10 protein-coding genes and 1 pseudogene are annotated in these 16,244 nt (G+C 64.5%); 4 read left to right on the top strand and 7 right to left on the bottom strand.

All coding sequences use genetic code 11. From position 1 onward, the window contains the following. Window positions 1–71: 71 nt before the first annotated feature. The 3 genes from U4Y90_RS30625 to U4Y90_RS30635 all read right to left on the bottom strand — a co-directional run bounded on the left by U4Y90_RS30625 (window position 72) and on the right by U4Y90_RS30635 (window position 3,119). Entirely contained in the window at window positions 72–1,475 is a 1,404-nt protein-coding gene (locus U4Y90_RS30625) for an MFS transporter (protein WP_321800303.1), read from the bottom strand. 235 nt (window positions 1,476–1,710) lie between these two features. Beyond that, on the bottom strand, window positions 1,711–1,965 hold the full coding sequence (locus U4Y90_RS30630; protein ID WP_321800365.1) for a DUF6723 family protein: 255 nt from the start codon (window positions 1,963–1,965) through the stop codon (window positions 1,711–1,713). Window positions 1,966–2,177: 212 nt separating this feature from the next. Beyond that, complete coding sequence (locus tag U4Y90_RS30635) at window positions 2,178–3,119, bottom strand: tetratricopeptide repeat protein (RefSeq protein ID WP_321800305.1); 942 nt, start codon at window positions 3,117–3,119, stop codon at window positions 2,178–2,180. Window positions 3,120–3,419: 300 nt separating this feature from the next. Between U4Y90_RS30635 and U4Y90_RS30640 the strand changes: the two are divergent. Both U4Y90_RS30640 and U4Y90_RS30645 read left to right on the top strand, forming a co-directional pair. Further along, window positions 3,420–4,109, top strand: a pseudogene (locus U4Y90_RS30640) (substrate-binding domain-containing protein). Window positions 4,110–4,281: 172 nt separating this feature from the next. After that, window positions 4,282–9,156 (top strand): response regulator, encoded by a 4,875-nt coding sequence (locus U4Y90_RS30645; RefSeq protein ID WP_321800307.1) that lies wholly within the window; start codon window positions 4,282–4,284, stop codon window positions 9,154–9,156. 251 nt (window positions 9,157–9,407) lie between these two features. Here U4Y90_RS30645 and U4Y90_RS30650 read toward each other — a convergent pair whose 3' ends face one another. Then, window positions 9,408–10,526 carry a 3-deoxy-7-phosphoheptulonate synthase gene (locus U4Y90_RS30650; protein ID WP_321800309.1) on the bottom strand — a complete coding sequence of 373 codons (1,119 nt, stop codon included), beginning with the start codon at window positions 10,524–10,526 and terminating at the stop codon, window positions 9,408–9,410. 177 nt (window positions 10,527–10,703) lie between these two features. Between U4Y90_RS30650 and U4Y90_RS30655 the strand changes: the two genes are divergently transcribed. Together U4Y90_RS30655 and U4Y90_RS30660 are read left to right on the top strand one after the other, a co-directional pair. Beyond that, window positions 10,704–11,378: an HAD family hydrolase gene (locus tag U4Y90_RS30655; protein ID WP_321800311.1), complete on the top strand. Its 675-nt coding sequence runs from the start codon at window positions 10,704–10,706 to the stop codon at window positions 11,376–11,378. Window positions 11,379–11,408: 30 nt separating this feature from the next. Continuing rightward, a complete protein-coding gene (locus U4Y90_RS30660) occupies window positions 11,409–12,440 on the top strand; it encodes an aldose epimerase family protein (protein ID WP_321800313.1) in 1,032 nt (343 codons plus the stop codon). Window positions 12,441–12,447: 7 nt separating this feature from the next. Here U4Y90_RS30660 and U4Y90_RS30665 read toward each other — a convergent pair whose 3' ends face one another. From U4Y90_RS30665 to U4Y90_RS30675, 3 genes are all read right to left on the bottom strand, one after another. Beyond that, window positions 12,448–13,584 carry a porin gene (locus tag U4Y90_RS30665; RefSeq protein ID WP_321800315.1) on the bottom strand — a complete coding sequence of 379 codons (1,137 nt, stop codon included), beginning with the start codon at window positions 13,582–13,584 and terminating at the stop codon, window positions 12,448–12,450. 209 nt (window positions 13,585–13,793) lie between these two features. Next, window positions 13,794–15,320: an ATP-binding cassette domain-containing protein gene (locus U4Y90_RS30670; RefSeq protein ID WP_321800317.1), complete on the bottom strand. Its 1,527-nt coding sequence runs from the start codon at window positions 15,318–15,320 to the stop codon at window positions 13,794–13,796. Beyond that, entirely contained in the window at window positions 15,317–16,243 is a 927-nt protein-coding gene (locus U4Y90_RS30675) for a branched-chain amino acid ABC transporter permease (RefSeq protein WP_321800319.1), read from the bottom strand. Before U4Y90_RS30675 ends, U4Y90_RS30670 begins: the two co-directional genes overlap by 4 nt. Window position 16,244 lies beyond the last annotated feature (1 nt).

Here is a 16,244-nt window from a genome sequence, read left to right on the forward strand (position 1 = left end):
CGTGCATGCGTCACGAAAAGACAATGGCCCGATGCTTCCGCATCGGGCCATTGTCTTTTTTGCCTGCCGTCTCAAGCGTGCCGATGATCCGGCATCGCCTCATGATGCGCATCGGCAGCGCGCGTCTCGCGCATGGCCTCCTTCGCCCCCGGAATTCCGCGCCCGCGCAGCGAACACCCTACCGTCTCCGTGACGAACAGCAATGCCACCGCCCCGACCGCGCAAGCGGCCATCATGTAATAAGCCGGCACGAGCGTGCTGCCGGTGCGGCCGATGAGCCAGTCGGTGACCATCGGCGCGGTGCCGCCGAAGATCGACGTCGACACGTTATAGGCGATCGCCATGCCTGCGTAGCGCGCCTGCGTCGGGAACATCGCGGGAAACATCGCCGAGATGCTGGCGAGCTGCGGCACATACAGCAGCCCGAGCACGGCGAGACCGATCAGCGCGCCCGCGATGCCGTGCGACATCAGCGAAAACATCGGCACGGCCGCGACGAAGATGCCGGCGAGCGAAAGCCACCACACCTTTTTACGGCCGATGCGATCCGACAGCGCGCCCGCGAACGGCAGCAGCACCATCATCGACAACATGCCGATCAAGGGCAGTAGCAGCGAAAGGTTGTCGCTCATGCCGAGTTCCTTCTTCATGAAGGTCGGCATGTAGGCGAGCAGCACGTAGTTCACGACGTTCAGCGCGACGACCAGGCCGCCGAGTTGCAGCAGCGGCTTCCAGTAGTCCGCGAAGAGCTCGCGCAGCGGCACGCCGGCATGGTGCTCGCGCTCCGCCGCTTCGGCGCATTCGCGGAACACCGGCGTGTCTTCCATCTTCGAGCGCAGATACAGCCCGATGAGACCGAGCGGCGCGGCGACGAGGAACGGCAGGCGCCAGCCCCACGAATGCATCGCCTCATTGCCGAGCAGAACCGAGCAGCCCAGCATCAGGAATGCGCCGAGCGAGAAGCCCGCGAGCGTGCCGAATTCGAGGAAGCTGCCGCAGAAGCCGCGCTTGTGATCGGGCGCGTACTCGGCCATGAAGGTCGCCGCGCCGCCGTATTCGCCGCCAGTCGAGAACCCCTGAATCATGCGCAATGCGACGAGAGCCACGGGAGCCCAAAAGCCGATGCTCGCATAAGAAGGCAAGAGGCCGACGAGCAACGTCGCCATCGACATGATGATGATGGTCAGCGCGAGCACATGCTTGCGGCCGAGCCGGTCGCCGAGCGGTCCCCAGAAGAGTCCGCCGAGTGGCCGCACAAGAAAGGAGATCGCGAAGGTAGCGAGCGCGAAGAGCGTGGCTTGCGCGGTGCTGCCGGGAAAAAGCGCGGCTGAAATATAGGTGAGGCCGTAGCTGTAGATGCCGTAGTCGAACCACTCGGTCGCATTGCCGATGGCCGAGGCTGCCATCGCGCGCCTGATCGGCGCGTGCGCCGGCGTCTGATCGGCCTGTGTCGTGGAGGGTTGCACGTAGCTCATAGTCGTTGTCCGGATGCGTCATTGACCCGGTGCTGCGCCCAAGCTCGCGCGCCTCGCACCGCCATGAGTCCAAGATACAGACGCACACCGCCCGCCTCGCATGTCCTAGGACGATCGTAGCGCTGGGGTTTTCCCCGAAGCGCGAGCGATTCTTGCCGATCGCCCAAGGCATGTTGCGGGGCTTCTTACCGCGTTACCGCGATGTGTCATAGGACAATCGCCGAGCACGCTGCGATCACGGTTCCGGATTGGCGACATCCGCCGCGACGATGCGCCTGCCGAGCGCCTCGGCCGCGCGCCGCGCATCCTCGCTCGATTCGAACGGACCGATCGTCTCGCAGCCGTCGAACGGATAAAGCACGCGCTTATCGCGCTTTCGAACGACCTTCAGGGTGCCGATATGCATGCCCGTCGCGTTGACCACGTACGATGCGTAGATGTCGAAGCCTTCAAATGTCCCTGCTTCGGATGTCGGTGTGGCTTTGGGCATCGATCTGGACATGTCTTTTCGCGGTATGCGTGTTGGCACATGAAACACGTGTTTGATTCACGTGACAGGCACAGCAAAAAGTATTCCGCGCGAGTCTCGGCGCAGCGGCAGGGGACCGGGCCGCTGGCTGGAGAAACGGCAGCGATGAAGACTGCGAAGTTCGGCGCCCGCGCGACGAACCTCGCCGAAGATGAATCAGGGGTGTACCCGGCTCACGATCGCTCGCCGGCTTTTCCGAGGTCGGAAGCGGGTAGGCATTGGCTCACCAGCGTGCGGGCGTCGGTCTGCAGTCCGGCTCTGTCGGTATCCATCTTCCGCGCGAGAACGAACTTCAACGCATCTTGGGTAAGCGCATCGTCGGGACGAATAGACAATGCCTGTCTGAGCGTCGCTTCGGACTCGAAGAAGTGCCCGCGGTCGATCAGCGTGATTCCGAGACCCCGGCTCGCTTCGAAAAATACCGGACGCTTCGCCAGCGCGAGTCTGAATTGCGCGTCGGCCTCGACGAGATCCATTCGTCGCTGGGCGACGTTGCCCAAACCGCAATGCGCCTCGGCCGAATCCGGGTTCATGGCGAGTGCATGATTGAATGCTTCCTCCGCGGCGGCGAGCTTGCCGGTCGCGCAGTGTACGTCTCCGAGTCTGAGATGGCCGTCGATCCGATCGGGACCCAGTCCGATTCCACGTTGAAGCGCGCTTTCCGCTTCAAGAAAACGTGCCTGACGGAACAGGACATCGCACAGCGCGAAATGGGCGTCTGCGAATTCGGGATCGAGAGAGGCAGCTTTCTCCAGCTTCGCTTGAGCTTGCGCGAGGCGGTCGTTGCTGAGCAGGAAGCAGCCGTGAAAATAAAGGGCCTTCGCATTCTCCGGTTGTAGTTTCAATGCCTCGCCAATCGCCGCTTCGGCTTCGGCACTGCGTTGGAGGTCAGACAAGACGAGTGCGAGATTGGTATAAATATCCGCTAGATCCGGCCGCAGCTTCAAAGCCTGACGAAGCAATTGTTCCGCCTCGGCCTGCCGTCCGAGTTGCCTCAGCACGAGCGCGAGATTGTTATATGTCGCGACGGAATCCGGACGTTCGGCCATTTCCTGACGAAGCGCCGTTTCCGCCTCCTCCAGGTTCGACACGATCTGACTGTTTTCTTGATTCATGGAAAATCACTTATGGACGAAAATCGGCCCGGGTATTGATGGGAAGGCGATACGCGAAATAATGTCGTCGGATAACCTGACTGCGCTCCCGCAGAATGCGCATCAACGAGGAAGCAGATCAACGGCATTCCGCTCAATCTGCCAAAAGCGTCACAAATCGGCTAAATTGATTTGCACCGCGAATTAATCGGCACACTATTTTGAAATTCGCATCATTTCGCCGGGCGACGGACACAAACGATAAACCATTCAAGCCAGTATAGTGCAAAAAGTTATGTCCAAATGGCCCTGGTTCCGCTCATGAAATCGCTATCGACGAAACTTGCCGCCTTCTCTTTCATCGCCCTCGGCAGTATCGCCGCCCACGCCGCCGAGCTTCAGGTGATGAGTTCCGGCGGGTTCACCGCCGCGTACAAAATCCTCGGCCCGAAGTTCGCCGCCGCGAACGGCGATACGCTAGATACCGCGCTCGGTCCATCGATGGGTCAGGCGCCTGAAGCGGTTCCCAATCGGCTCGCGCGTCGAGCTGGCTGATTCGCGCATCGGCGTCGCGGTGCGCTCGGGTACCCCAAAGCCCGATATCGGCATTGTGGATGCGCTCAGGCAAACGCTGCTGCATGCGAAGTCGATCGCCTGACCGGATAGCGCGAGCGGCGTCTATATCCAGAACGAGCTGTTCGGCAAGCTCGGCATCGACGAACAGGCGATGCCGATGGCGCAGATGATCCCGAAGATTCCGGTCGCTTCGGTCGTCGCGAGTGGCGATTACGAGATCGGCTTCCAGCAGGTCAGCGAATTGCTACCGGTGCCGGGTGCGCGATTCGTCGTGTGGATTCCCGAGGCAATGCAATCGGTCACGCGCTTCGCCGCCGGCATTCCTGTCAGCGCGCGGCATCCGAAGAAGCGCGCGCCCGGTTGCGCTTTCTCGCGTCGCCGCAAGCGCAGCACACCGTGCGCGCCACGGGCCTCGATCCGGTCGCGTCGCCCTGAACGCCTTTGCCAACGGCCCTGCCACGCGTCGCGGGTGCGATTCGACGCGTTTTCCGTGCGAGAATTCGGAATTGCTCGTGCGCGCTAAAGGCACACCGCGCGAGCGATTCGATCCCCAATACAGGCCAAGACGTCGCCGCATCGAGAGACCGGACGAGGAGACCAAGCGTCGATGAAAGCTGACAATCTGATCGCGGATTCCAGGACGGACGGGCTCGACCCGAGCTTCCTGCTGGGCGGCGGCGAAATGGGCGCGCTGATCCGCGGATTCGATTGGACGCAGACCGCGCTCGGCTCGCCCGAGCACTGGCCGCAAAGCCTCAAGACGGCCATCCGCATCATGCTGACCTCGCGCCAGCCGATCTGGATCGGCTGGAATCCCGATCTGCTCTTCTTCTACAACGACGCGTACAAGTCGATCATCGGCGGCAAGCATCCGCAGGCGCTCGGCCAGCCGACGGCGTCCGTGTGGCGCGAGGTCTGGGGCGACATCGGCCCGCTGCTCGAAACCGCGCTCGCGGGCATCGAAGGCACATTCGTCGAACAGAAGCTCCTCATCATGGAGCGCAACGGCTTCCCGGAGGAAACGTACTACACGTTCTCCTACAGCCCGATTCCCGACGATCGCGGCGGCACGGGCGGCATCATCTGCGCGAACAGCGACGACACGCAGCGCGTGCTCGGCGAACGCCAGTTGAACGTGCTGCGCGAGCTCGCGGCTTCCGCAGCCGATGCGCGCTCGTGGCGCGAAGCCTGCGAACTGTCGATGAGCGCGCTCGGGATCGCCTCGCGCGACATGCCCTTCGCGCTGCTCTATGCCGCCGAGCCGGGCGGCGCAACGGCGACGCTCGTCGGCACATGCGGCATCGAGCCGGGGCAGCCGGGCGCGCCCGCGATCCTGCACGCCACCGACGCGGATCCCTGGCCCTGCCTGGCGACGCTGCGCGACAACCAGCCGCGCGTCGTGACGAACCTGAAGCGCCTGATCGGGGCGCCGCTTCCCACCGGCGCATGGAGCGTCGCGCCGGACAGCGCCGTGATCGTGCCGATCGCCCCTTCGGGCGAGACCGGGCGCGCCGGCGTGCTGATCGCCGCGCTCAATCCTTACCGGCTCTTCGACGAAGGTTATCGCGCGTTCGTGAATCTGGTCGCGAGCCAGATCGGCGCCGCGCTCGGATACGCACACGCCTACGACGAAGAGCGCCGCCGCGCCGAAGCGCTCGCCGAAATCGACCGCGCGAAGACCACGTTCTTCTCCAACATCAGCCACGAGTTCAGGACGCCACTCACGCTGATGCTCGGCCCGCTCGAAGAGCTGCTCGCGAGCCCCGGGCGCGTGAGCCGGGACGATCTGCGGCTCGTCGAGATCATGCATCGCAACGGCCTGCGGCTCCTGAAGCTCGTGAACGCGCTGCTCGACTTCTCGCGCATCGAGGCCGGGCGCATCGAGATTCATCGCCAGCCGACGGACCTCGCGTTGTTCACCGCCGAGCTCGCATCGCTCTTTCGCTCCGCGATCGAATCGGCCGGCCTGCGTCTCGCGATCGATGTCGCTTCGGCGCCGGTCGTCGCGGATATCGATCGCGACATGTGGGAAAAGATCGTGATGAACCTGCTGTCGAACGCGTTCAAGTTCACGTTCGACGGCGTCATCGGGCTCTCGCTGCATGCGCGCGCCGCATCCGGCATCGAGATGCGCGTGCGCGACACCGGCATCGGCATTCCGGAGCCGGAGCTCACGCGCGTGTTCGAGCGCTTCCATCGCGTCGCGGGCGCAGCGGGCCGCTCGGTGGAAGGCAGCGGCATCGGCCTCGCGATGGTGCAGGAGCTCGTCAAGCTGCACGGCGGTACGATCCGCGTCGAAAGCAGGCTCGGCGAAGGCACGTGCTTCATCGTCACGCTGCCCGCGCCGCAGCAGAAGGCGCTCGGCACAGCCGGCGCGGCGCATGCCGAAGCGAGCGTGCGCGCTCGCTCGTATGTCGACGCGGCCATGCGCTGGATGCCGGATGCGGACGAGCAGCCCGTCGTCGAAAGCGAGGAAGACACGCCGCTCGGCGTGAGCGCGACCGACGAACCGACGCCCGCCGGCGCCTCGCCGGGCCGCGTGCTCGTGGTCGACGACAACGCCGACCTGCGCGATTACATGCGCCGCATGCTGATCGCGGCGGGCCACGACGTGAGCGTCGCCCCCGATGGCGAAGCCGCGCTAACGATCGCGCGCAACGTGCATCCCGAAGTGATCGTCTCCGACGTGATGATGCCGCGCCTCGACGGCTTCGCGCTCCTGCGCGCGCTGCGCGACGACGAAGCGTTGCGCGAGACGCCCGTCGTGCTGCTGTCGGCGCGCGCGGGCGAGGAGGCGCGCGTCGGCGGCCTCGAAGCGGGCGCGGACGACTATCTGACCAAGCCCTTCTCCGCGCGCGAACTGCTCGCGCGCGTGGCAAGCAACCTGCGGCTCGCGCGGCTGCGTCATGCGACCGAAGAGCGGCTGCGCGACGAATCGCACACCCTCGAGACGCTCAATCGCGTCGGCACGACGGTCGCGGGCGAGCTCGATCTGAGCCGCGCGGTGCAGGTCGTCGTCGATGCCGCGACGGAGCTGACGGGCGCCGCCTTCGGCTCGTTCTTCTACAACGTGCTCGACGACAAGGGCGGCAGCTACACGCTCTACACGCTGTCGGGCGTGCCGAAGGACACTTTCGCCCGGTTACCGATGCCGCGCAACACCGCCGTGTTCGGCCCGACCTTCGCGGGCGAAGGGATCGTGCGCTCGGACGACATCACGAAAGACCCCCGCTACGGCCGCAACGCGCCGCATCACGGCATGCCGAAAGGCCATCTCGGCCTGCGCAGCTATCTCGCCGCGCCTGTCGTCTCGCGCAACGGCGAAGTGCTCGGCGGGCTGTTCTTCGGTCATCCCGAGCCGGGCGTCTTCACGGAGCGTTCGGAGCGTATCCTGACCGGCGTGGCATCGCAGGCGGCGATCGCTATCGACAACGCGCGGCTCTTTCAGGCCGCGCAGGACGAGATCGCCGAGCGCACGAAGGCGCAGGACGCGCTGCACGACCTGAACGAAACGCTTGAGCGCCGCGTCGCCGATGCCGTCGCGGACCGCGACCGTCTGTGGGAGCTGAGCGAGGATCTGTTCTTCGTCGCGAGCTTCGACGGCGCGCTGTTGCGCGTGAGTCCTTCATGGACGACCGTGCTCGGCTTCGATTCCCAGCGCCTGCATTCGCACACGGTGATGGACCTCGTGCATCCCGACGACGCGCCCGCCGCCGCCGCGGAACTCGACAAGCTGCGCGCGAGCGGCCAGCCGGTGCGCCATGAATGCCGCCTGAGCCGCTCGGACGGCGGCTGGCGCTGGATCGCATGGACGGTATCGCTCGATCCGCGCACGCGGCGCATCCACGGCGTGGGCCGCGACGTCACCTCGGACCGCGAAACCGCCGACGCGCTGCGTCATGCCGAAGAAGCGCTGCGCATGGCGCAGAAGATGGAAGCGATCGGCAAGCTGACGGGCGGCGTCGCCCACGACTTCAATAACCTGCTGCAAGTGATCGGCGGCAATCTGCAGTTGCTCGCGAAGGATGTCGCCGGGCAGGACAAGCCCGAGCAGCGCGTGCGCAGCGCGCTTGCGGGCGTCGCGCGCGGTGCGAATCTCGCGTCGCAACTGCTCGCGTTCGGCAGACGCCAGCCGCTCGCGCCGAAGGTCGTGAATCTGGGCCGCTTCGTGCGCGGCCTCGACGACATGTTCCGCCGCGCGCTCGGCGACGGCATCGAGATCGAGACCGTCGTGTCGGGCGGCTTGTGGAATACGCTCGTCGATCCGTTCCAGGTCGAGAACGCGCTGCTCAATCTCGCGATCAACGCGCGCGACGCGATGAGCGGCCACGGCAAGCTCACGATCGAAGCCGGCAATGCATCGCTCGACGACGCCTACGCGATGCGCAACGTCGACGTTTCACCCGGCCAGTACGTGATGGTCGCGGTGACGGACACGGGCGCGGGCATGTCGCCGGAAGTGCAGGAACGCGCGTTCGAGCCGTTCTTCACGACCAAGCGCGAGGGCCAGGGCACGGGTCTCGGGCTGTCGATGGTGTACGGCTTCGTCAAGCAGTCCGGCGGTCACGTGAAGGTGTACAGCGAGCAAGGACACGGCACGACAGTGCGCATCTATCTGCCGCGGGCGCGCGAGCAGGAGGATCTCGAAACCGACGTCGACGCGGGCCCGGCGAAGGGCGGCAGCGAGACCATTCTCGTCGTCGAGGATGACGAGGAAGTGCGCGCGACCGTCGTCGAACTGCTCGCCGATCTCGGCTATCGCGTATTGCGGGCGAAGGATGCGCAGAGCGCGCTCGCGATCGTCGAGAGCGGCGTGCCGATCGATCTGCTCTTCACCGATGTCGTGATGCCCGGTCCGTTACGCAGCACCGAGCTGGCGCGCAAGGCGCGGGAACGCGTGCCGGGCATCGCGGTGCTGTTCACGTCGGGCTACACGGATAACGCGATCGTCCATGCGGGACGGCTCGACGAGGGCATCGATCTGTTGAGCAAGCCTTATGCGCATGAGTCATTGGCGCGCAAAGTGCGGCAGGTGCTGGGGCAACGCATGCAGGCATCGGCGCCGGCTCCGGCGGACAGCGGCACGACCGCGCCGAGCGTCGCACAAGACGATGCGCTCTCGCGGATGCGCGTGTTGTTCGTCGAAGACAACGAACTCGTGCGCACGAGCACGGCTGAATTGCTGCGCACGTTCGGGCTGGATCTGATGGAAGCCGCAAGCGTCGATGAGGCGCTCGCGCTGCTGCGCGAGCATCGCTTCGAGTTGCTGCTGACGGATGTGGACCTCGCGGGACGATCGGGCGTGGAGCTTGCCATTGTCGCTTGCCGCAAGACGCCGGGGCTCGGCGTCGTGTTCGTGACGGGTTACGATCTCGCGCTCCGCGATGACGAGCGGCGCGCTTTGCCCAAGGCCATTCAACTGCGCAAGCCTTTCGATCCGCTCGCGTTGATCGAGGCGTTGAATTCGGCGGTGGTGCGCTAAGGGCGATGCGCGCAGCGCGCCTTCACACGCAGTCGCTTCTTTGACGTAGCGTCTCATCGTCGGGAAAAATCATCCGGACGAAGGGTGCGCCGAACGCACCCGCAACGGGGGCGTTGAGCGACGTGGCGGATAGGGAGTCGAGGATTCCGGCCCGCTAACCAATGTTTCCTCCGCACCGCAACACCAGCTAGCTTCGGCCGCGAGGCCAATGCGTTGAGCGGGGCCCATGCGCCCCGCTCGCGCCATGCCGATCACCCAGCGCGGCGCTTTCTCACGGCTTGCGCGAGCAGTTCGAGCACCGGCTCGCTTTGCGTCCAGCCGAGGCATGCATCGGTGATCGACACGCCGTGCTTGAGCGGCACACCCGGCTTCAGATCCTGACGGCCTTCTTCCAGATGACTCTCGATCATCACGCCGGTAATGCGCCGCTCGCCTGCTTCGAGTTGCCGCGCGATGTCCTGTGCGACATCCACCTGGCGCAGATGCGACTTGTTCGAGTTGGCGTGCGAGCAATCGATCATCACCTGCTCGCGCTGGCCGAGTGCGGCCAGTGCGCCGCATGCCGCCGCGACGCTTTGCGCATCGTAGTTCGGCCCCGTCTTGCCGCCGCGCAGGATGACGTGACAATCGTCGTTGCCGCGCGTTTCGAAGATCGCGGCCATGCCCATTTTCGTCATGCCCATGAACGCGTGGCTCGCGCGCGCCGCGACGATCGCGTCCGCCGCGACCTGCACGCCGCCGTCGGTGCCGTTCTTGAAGCCGATCGGGCAGCTCAGCCCCGAAGCAAGCTGACGATGACTCTGGCTCTCCGTCGTGCGCGCGCCGATCGCGCCCCACGCGATCAGATCGGCGATGTATTGGGGGCTCAGCAGATCGAGGAATTCCGTCGCGGTCGGAAGACCCAGGCCGCTGATGTCGAGCAGAAGCTCGCGCGCGCGACGCAGGCCTTCATTTATGCGGAAGCTGCCGTCCAGACGCGGATCGTTGATATAGCCTTTCCAGCCTACCGTGGTGCGCGGCTTTTCGAAGTACACGCGCATCACGATGAAGAGATCGTCGCGCAGTGCGTGCGCGACTTTCTTCAGGCGCTCCGCGTATTCCATCGCCTGATCGTGATCGTGGATGGAGCACGGGCCGACCACCACGACGAGCCTGTCATCGCGTCCATGCAGAATGTTCGCGATGGCCGCGCGGCTTTCCTCGACGAGCGTCTGCACCCCGGGCGTCACCGGCAGTTCGTCGAGCAGCAAAGCCGGCGAGATCAGCGGACGCACCGCGCCGATGCGCGTATCGTCGATGCGGGTCGTGTCTTGCGTGGAGTCGGCCACGCCTGCCTCCTGATCGCGGGAGGGATTGTCGATGCGGGTCAAGATAGGCTCCGTCATGCGTGATTGATGCAAAATTCAGGGACTTTATGCGCGTTTTCCGCGACACAACCGGCTCGCGGCGCAAACATCCATTATCGCATCTGCGGCAGCCCGCTCGCTCGATCCTGCGTATGATGAAGCCGATACGGCACACGCGGACTCATTCAAAGGGAGTAGATCATGCGCATCGAAACGTCATTCCTTTTCGACCTTGACGGCACGCTCGTCGATAGCGTCTATCAGCACGTGCTTGCATGGAAGGAGGCGCTCGACGCCGAGGGCATCGAGTTGTCCGTGTGGCGCATCCATCGCAAGATCGGCATGAGCGGCGGCCTCTTCACCAATCAGTTGCTGCGCGAGACGCATGGCGAGATCAGCGCGGATCGCGTCGAGCACTTGCGTCAGTTGCATGCGCAAGCGTACAAGCGGCTGCGCGCGCAGGTGTGTCCTCTGCCCGGCGCGCGCGAACTGCTGCAAGCGTTGACGCAGGCCGGCACGCGCTGGGCCATCGCGACGAGCGGACGCATGGAGACCGCGCAGGTCAATCTCGAAGCCTTGGGCGTCGATCCGTCGAAACAGGTGGTCATCACGCGCGACATGGTCAAGTATGCGAAGCCCGACCCCGATCTGTTCCTCGCGGCGGCCGCGCGTCTGAACGTGCCGATCGAGCATACGGTCGTCGTCGGCGACAGCATCTGGGACATGCTGGCGGCGCGCCGCTGCCGCTCGCTGGGTGTCGGTTTGTTGTCGGGCGGTTATGGCAGCGATGAACTGGAGCGCTCCGGCGCGTTGCGCGTGTACGAGGATCCGGCGGATCTGCTGCTGCATCTCGATGAAGTCGCCGCGCGGCCTTGAAGCACGTCGAAACATGAGATGATCGCGCGCATGACGACCTCTTCTTCCATCGATGCGCGCCCTTGGGGCGATGTGACTCTCTACACGTTGCGCAATGCATCGGGCATGCGCGTCGACATCGGCGATCTCGGCGCGACGCTCGTTTCGTGGCTCGCGCCCGACCGCGAAGGACGTTTCGCCGATGTGCTGCTCGGTCACGATACGCCCGACGACTATCTGAACGGCAGCACGTTCATGGGTGCGATCATCGGGCGCTGGGCCAATCGCATCCGCGATGGGCGCTTCGTGCTCGACGGCGTCGCGCATCAGGCCGAGCGCAACGAAGGCGCGAATCATCTGCATGGCGGCTCGGCGGGCTTTCATCGGCAGATGTGGGGCGTGCAAGAGATCGATGGCGCGCTCTTCATGACACTGCATTCGCCCGCCGGCGCGGCGGGCTTTCCCGGCAATCTGAATGTGAGCGTGCGCTATGCGCTCGACGACGACGGCACGCTATCGATCGACTACGAAGCACGCACCGATGCGCCGACGCCGGTCAATCTGACGAATCATGCCTATTTCAATCTGGGCAGCGCTGCGAGCATCCGGGATCACGAGATATCCATTGCAGCGGATGCGTACTTCGCGATCGATGCAACATCGATCCCCGTCGCGCACGCGGGCGTGAAGGACAGCGTGTTCGATCTGCGCGCGAGCGCATCGATCGGCATGCGTCTCGATGCATCTCATCCGCAACTCGCACTCGCGGGCGGCTTCGACCATTGCTATGTATTGAATGAACCTGGCGCGCTGGAACCGCGCACCGTTGCCGTGCTGTTCGAGCCATCGAGCGGACGCGAACTGAGCGTGTCGACCGATGCACGCGGCTTGCAGTTCTACTCGGGAAACTATCTGGAAGGCGTGCCCGCGCGCGACGGGTCGCGTTATTGCAAGCATGCGGGACTGTGTCTCGAAGCCGGCGGCTTTCCGAACGAGATCAACATGGACAGCAGCGAACTCGCCGTGCTGCGTCCCGGCGAGGCTTATCGTCAGCGCACGCGCTATACGTTGCGAGTACGCTGACGCGGCATCAGAAGATGTTGCGCAAACCGATCGACACGCCGGTTTGATTCGAGCGGCCCGGCAGTTCGACATCGGCCGCGCCCGTCACCTTGTTGAAGTCCACCGTGCCGTAGACTTCGGTGCGCTTCGACAACGCATACTCCGCCACCGCGACACCCGTGTACCGATTGCCGCTGCCCGTCGCACCGCCGCCGGTCGCCGCGTTCTTCATGTGGTCGTAGTAGAACGCGCCCGTGAGCAACAGCGCCGGCGTGACCTGATACGTGACGCCGGCGAACGGGCCATCGTCGCGGCGGCCCGAGCCCTTCAGGATATCCGTGCCCGCCACGAGGCCGCGCTGCTGCAGGATGCTGTCGACAAAGCCGGTGTCGTCGGTCGAATGCAGATAACCGACATAGAGCTTCGCCGCGCCGATTGCATAGACCGCGTTCGCGTTCCAGATTTTCTGCTTGTTCGCGGAGTTGTCGCTGTTCTGCTGATAGCCGCCGCCGATGGAAAGCGGACCCATGACATATGACGCCGTGAAGCCGTACATGTTGCCCGCGCCCATATGGCCCGGCACCTGCCCCGAGAAACCGCCCGCGCCGGTCGATGTATAGTTCGTGCCGAACGAGTACATCGCGCCGATCGTCAGGCCCGCGAACGTGCCGTTGTACTTGACGGCGTTATCCGCATAGAGGCCCGCGCCCAATGCAACCGGCAGCCACGCGTTCTCGAAGTAATTGCCGACGGTGAGCGGATCGTACGTGTCGCCGAGCATGTCGAAGAGCGGCGTCTTCTGCCGGCCGAGCGTCAACGTGCCATATTGATTCGACAGACCGACGAAGGCCGCGCGATTGAATGCGCGGGCGCTATCGGAGTACTGGCCGTTCTCCAGTTCCACGCCGCTCTCCAACTGGAAGATCGCCTTCAGGCCGCCGCCCAGATCTTCGGTGCCTTTGAAGCCGATACGGCTGTTGGTGATCGCGCCGTTGGTCATGAACAGCTTGCCGTCGTTGTTGGCGTTGGCGTTCGTGAGATAGCGCACGCTCACGTCGGCGACGCCATAGAGCGTGACCGAGCTTTGCGCGAATGCGGATTGACACGCGAGCGCGATGGCCGATGCGCCGACGCCTGCGATGGCACGCGATGCAATTGTCTTCATGATGTGTCGGGAGCGCGTATTTATTGGAAGTGTTCAATGGCCTTCGTTGCATCGCCTTTCAGTTCGCTGTCTGAACGAATGCAGCTCGGGCGCGACGCATGAAAGCACGCGATTTTTTAACACATCGATTGTCGTGGCGCTGATCCGGTGCAATACGTGTGGTGTTTTTGTGCAACAGCGGCTATTCGATTCGTTGCGCGGCGAGCGCATCATGCTTTCGCGCGCGCCGCCTGCGCAGGCTCGGTAGGCACTGCTTCGAGAAAGCCTTTCCCCATCTCTTTCTCGAAGCGCGATGGACTGCCTTCCCACACGATGCGCGCATGCTCAAGCACATAAACCCGATCCGCATGAGGCAGCGCGAAGGTGACGTTCTGCTCGCCCAGCAGCACGGTGATAGGCGTGGTCTTCTGCATCAGCTCCATCGCCTTCGACAACTGCTCGAGTATCACGGGCGCGAGGCCGAGCGTCGGTTCGTCGAGAATGAGCAGCTTCGGCTGCATCATCAGCGCGCGTGCGATCGCGAGCATCTGCTGCTCGCCGCCCGACAGCGTGCGCGCGGTCTGCGCCTGACGCGACTCGAGTATCGGAAAGAGCTCGAAGAGCCATTTGAGCTGATCGGCGCGTGTCTTGTCCGGAAGATGATAGCCGCCGAGATCGAGGTTCTCGCGCACGGTCATGTCGCCGAACAACTCGCGCGTTTCCGGACATTGCACGATGCCCGCGCGCGCGATCGCCGCCCCGCTCATGCCCTTCAGATCCCGCGAGCCGAATCGAATCGCACCCTGATAAGGCACGAGCCCGGAGATCGCATTGAAGAGCGTCGTCTTGCCCGCGCCATTCAATCCGACGACGGACACGAACTCGCCTTCGCGCACGTGCATGCTCACGCTGTCGAGCGCGCGCGCCTTGCCGTACAGCACGCCGACATGCTCGACCTGAAGCAGCGACGGCCTGGTGTTCACGATTTCCGCGCCCCGTTCGCGCGCCTCGATCTTGCCGCCGAGATACACGCGTCGCACGGTCTCGTCGCGCATCACCTCTTCGGCCGTGCCCTCGGCGACGTACTCGCCGAGATACATCGCGAGCACGCGATCCGCGAGCGCCGCGAGACTCTTCACGTTGTGATCGACGAGCAGCACCGCGCGACCTTCCGCGCGAAAGCCGCGAATCAACTCGGAGAACGCTTCGGACTCGGCCGCGGTGAGACCCGCGAACGGCTCGTCGACGAGCACGACGCGCGGATCACGCGCAATCGCCTTCGCCATTTCCATGCGGCGCAGATCGGCGAACGGCAGCGTCGCGGGATGCCGATGCATCACGCGAGCGAGGCCCACGCGCTCGGCGATCTCTCGCGCGCGGCGATTCACGTGCGGATCGGCGGCGAGCTTCACGAGCGAATCGGGCAACAGCGCGAGCTTGATATGTTCGAGCACCGTCTGCCGATGCAGCGGCCGCGAATGCTGAAACACGATGCCCACGCCCGCCCTCGCGATCCTATGCGGCAGCCAGCCGGCCATCTCGACGCCATCGACTTCGATCGATCCCGCGTTGGGCCGCTCGATGCCCATGATGAGCTTCATCACGGTCGATTTGCCCGAGCCGTTCGGCCCGATGAGACCGAGTATCTCGCCGGGCCGGATATCGAAGCCGATGTCCTTCACCGCCACGAGACCGCCGAAGCGCTTCGTCAGGCCGCGCACGGCGAGCAATGGCGCGCGATTGTCGTTATCGCTCATTCGCGCTCCCTCACACGCAGGATGTTGCCGAGCAATCCATCCGGAAAGAACAGAATGACCGCGAGCGCGACAGCCGCGACCACGAACGTGTTGATCTGACCGAGAGGACGAAGGAATTCTCCGGCGACGATCAGAAAGATCGAGCCGAGCACCGCGCCGAGTATCGTGCGCCGTCCGCCGAGCACCGCGGCGATGATGATCTGCACGCCGATGCCGATATCGACCACCGTGCTCACCGACGCCGTGCCCTGATAGAACACGAGCATCGCGCCCGCGACGCCGGAGAACACCGCGCTGATGCAGAACGCCGCGAGCTTGTGCTTCACGACGTTGAAGCCGAGCGCCTGCGCGCCGACGGTATCCTGGCCGCTCGCCTGCAGAATGAGGCCGATCGCCGAGCGTGACAGGCCGAACAGCATGATCGCGCAGACGACGAGGAATGCGAGCGCGATCCAGTAGTTGTTGCTCGCATCGACGGACATCACATCGGGCACCATCATGCCGATCTCGCCGCCCGTGATGCCCGCGAAGATCACGATCGCGTTTTGCAGCAGCAGCACCGCGACGAGCGTGACGAGGCCGAAGTACGGCCCGCGCAATCGCAACGCGGGCACCGCGAGCAGCAAGCCGCCGATCAGCGCGACGAGGCCGCCCGCCATCACGCATATCGCTATCGGCGCGGCTGCGTGCGCGTTCAGGATCGCGGCGGAATAGGCGCCCAGGCCGATCAGAAACGTCGGCCCGAAGTTCACTTCACCCGCGAATCCGAACAGCAAGTCCCACGACATCGCGAAGACGCCGAAGTAATAGGCGACGGTCAGCACGCCGAGGATATAGCCGGTGAGCCACCACGGCAGCGTCGCGGCGACGATCGCGAGCAGGACCGCGGACCAGACCAGACGCGAACGAGCGATGTCTTTCATG

It is taken from the genome of Caballeronia sp. J97 (assembly GCF_905220305.1).
Lineage (GTDB): Bacteria > Pseudomonadota > Gammaproteobacteria > Burkholderiales > Burkholderiaceae > Caballeronia.

What these genes read in the sequence shown, in the direction of transcription:
- U4Y90_RS30625 (WP_321800303.1), bottom strand. Translation starts at nt 1,475, where the DNA reads ATGAGCTACGTGCAACCCTCCACGACACAGGCCGATCAGACGCCGGCG.
- U4Y90_RS30630 (WP_321800365.1), bottom strand. Translation starts at nt 1,965, where the DNA reads ATGCCCAAAGCCACACCGACATCCGAAGCAGGGACATTTGAAGGCTTC.
- U4Y90_RS30635 (WP_321800305.1), bottom strand. Translation starts at nt 3,119, where the DNA reads ATGAATCAAGAAAACAGTCAGATCGTGTCGAACCTGGAGGAGGCGGAA.
- U4Y90_RS30645 (WP_321800307.1), top strand. Translation starts at nt 4,282, where the DNA reads ATGAAAGCTGACAATCTGATCGCGGATTCCAGGACGGACGGGCTCGAC.
- U4Y90_RS30655 (WP_321800311.1), top strand. Translation starts at nt 10,704, where the DNA reads ATGCGCATCGAAACGTCATTCCTTTTCGACCTTGACGGCACGCTCGTC.
- U4Y90_RS30660 (WP_321800313.1), top strand. Translation starts at nt 11,409, where the DNA reads ATGACGACCTCTTCTTCCATCGATGCGCGCCCTTGGGGCGATGTGACT.
- U4Y90_RS30665 (WP_321800315.1), bottom strand. Translation starts at nt 13,584, where the DNA reads ATGAAGACAATTGCATCGCGTGCCATCGCAGGCGTCGGCGCATCGGCC.
- U4Y90_RS30670 (WP_321800317.1), bottom strand. Translation starts at nt 15,320, where the DNA reads ATGAGCGATAACGACAATCGCGCGCCATTGCTCGCCGTGCGCGGCCTG.
- U4Y90_RS30675 (WP_321800319.1), bottom strand. Translation starts at nt 16,243, where the DNA reads ATGAAAGACATCGCTCGTTCGCGTCTGGTCTGGTCCGCGGTCCTGCTC.